General features: G+C 66.1%; 3 protein-coding genes. All 3 read right to left on the bottom strand.

Annotated features, from left to right (window positions below):
* Nucleotides 1-22: 22 nt before the first annotated feature.
* The 3 genes from ACZ7DL_RS38770 to ACZ7DL_RS38760 are packed head-to-tail and all read right to left on the bottom strand — an operon-like array spanning nt 23 to nt 1,282.
* Nucleotides 23-403, bottom strand: a complete 381-nt coding sequence (locus ACZ7DL_RS38770) for a hypothetical protein (RefSeq protein ID WP_470781732.1) — start codon at nt 401-403, stop codon at nt 23-25.
* The gene (locus ACZ7DL_RS38765) at nt 403-828 is read right to left on the bottom strand and encodes an ATP-binding protein (RefSeq protein ID WP_386634306.1); all 426 of its coding nucleotides are present in this window, start codon (nt 826-828) and stop codon (nt 403-405) included. The genes ACZ7DL_RS38770 and ACZ7DL_RS38765 overlap by 1 nt, the downstream gene beginning before the upstream one ends.
* A 46-nt stretch (nt 829-874) precedes the next feature.
* Nucleotides 875-1,282 carry an NUDIX hydrolase gene (locus ACZ7DL_RS38760; RefSeq protein WP_062931480.1) on the bottom strand — a complete coding sequence of 136 codons (408 nt, stop codon included), beginning with the start codon at nt 1,280-1,282 and terminating at the stop codon, nt 875-877.
* Nucleotides 1,283-1,453 lie beyond the last annotated feature (171 nt).

The following is a 1,453-nucleotide window of genomic DNA, read 5'->3' as shown; positions in this document are numbered from 1 at the left end:
AACCAGTAGAGAAAGTTGTAACTCAGTCTGCGGTGTGGGGAGTGAAGCCGTATGCGCAGGCTGGGAGTTCCACACCCTGGCGGTGGAGCAACGGCAGGAAGACGACTGGTCGAATCGTCCATGTGATGCGGGTGCTGGCGTGGGTCAGCGAGATCGTGCAGGGTTCCATGCGCAAGAGGGCTCGTCGCGCGTCGATGCGGCCGTCGTAGAGCCAGGCCCAGGCCTCGTCGGAGGCGTCCGGGTCGAGTGCTGGTGAGATGGTGCGCAGGGCGACCGCTACCCATCTGTCAGCCTGCGGTGCTGAGTAGGCGTCGAAGGATGCCCGGAGTGCCGGCCACCCCGTCTCGTCGTTGACGTCCTGCGTCCAGCACTCGCACCAGAAGCCCCGCTGGGGCTTGTCCATCAGCACGGGTGTCCTCCCGGCTGGGTGTCCGTGAACAGCTCGGCGGTGACGGTGTAGCCGCTGTGGCTGCCGTGGACGACGACCCGGTGCGCGATGACGCTCACCATGCCCAAACCGCGGCCGTGAACCGCGTCCTCGCTCGGCCGCTCGACCTTCGGTGCGGTGCCCGTCCCTCCCTCGTCGGTGACCGACAGAGCCACCACCTTCGGGGAGACCGCGAGGGCCAGGTGGAAGCTACCTTCCCCGCCGCTTGCCGTGTGGAGGATCGCGTTCGCGCTCAGCTCGCTCACGATCAGTTCGGCATCGTCGGCCAGGGGAGACCCCCGCAGGATGTCCCGTGTCCAGCGGCGGGCCCGGCTCACCTCTTCCGGAAATCCTGGGCAAGTGAGTCCCCAGACCCGGGCGGTGCTCGTATACTCGTGCATACAAGTTCCTTCGTGCTGGTAGGCCGCCATGTGCAGCGGGTTCGGGCTAGACGAGTTTCACGCCGTCGTGGGCGCGGATGGCCGGCGGGGATACCGCGTCGAGTGCGTCCAGGACGCGGATCGCGTATGCCTCGTCGGCGAGTTCGATGACCTCTTCGCGGGTGGCCCAGCGCAGTGCGCGGGTCTCGTCCCCGGTGGTGGGCGTGCCGTCGGCGGCCTCACAGCGGAAGACCATGGAGACGATCAAGCCCTTCATGTTCTTGTAGATGCCGGTAAGGGTCGCGGGAAGCGCGATCTTGATGCCGGTCTCTTCGAGAACTTCGCGCTGGAGGGCCTCGGGGATGGTTTCCTCGCGTTCGAGGATTCCGCCTGGGGGTTCCCAGTGGCCGTTGTCGCGGCGCTTGATCAAGAGGGCTCGGTCCTGGTCGTCGACGATGACTCCGGCGACGCTCACGGAGTGCGGACGGTCGGTGCTCACGTTCCTCTGCCCTCTCGGATGGCTAGGCTCTCCACCGTAGCAACAAAGCTCGCCCACTCGTCTAGATACCTAAAGGAGTACACGTGCCCTCTCTTTCCTCCGGCCTCCTCGGCGATCTCGACCCCACGAGCGATCGTGCGGTCTTCG

It is taken from the genome of Streptomyces sp. NPDC036984, from assembly GCF_055607665.1.
The sequence above is the reverse complement of the archived record's forward strand: the minus strand, read 5'-3'. Positions and strand labels throughout refer to the sequence as shown.

Bases quoted from the DNA above. Each gene is read 5' to 3' on its own strand.
- ACZ7DL_RS38770 (WP_470781732.1), bottom strand. From the start codon at position 403: ATGGACAAGCCCCAGCGGGGCTTCTGGTGCGAGTGCTGGACGCAGGAC.
- ACZ7DL_RS38765 (WP_386634306.1), bottom strand. From the start codon at position 828: ATGCACGAGTATACGAGCACCGCCCGGGTCTGGGGACTCACTTGCCCA.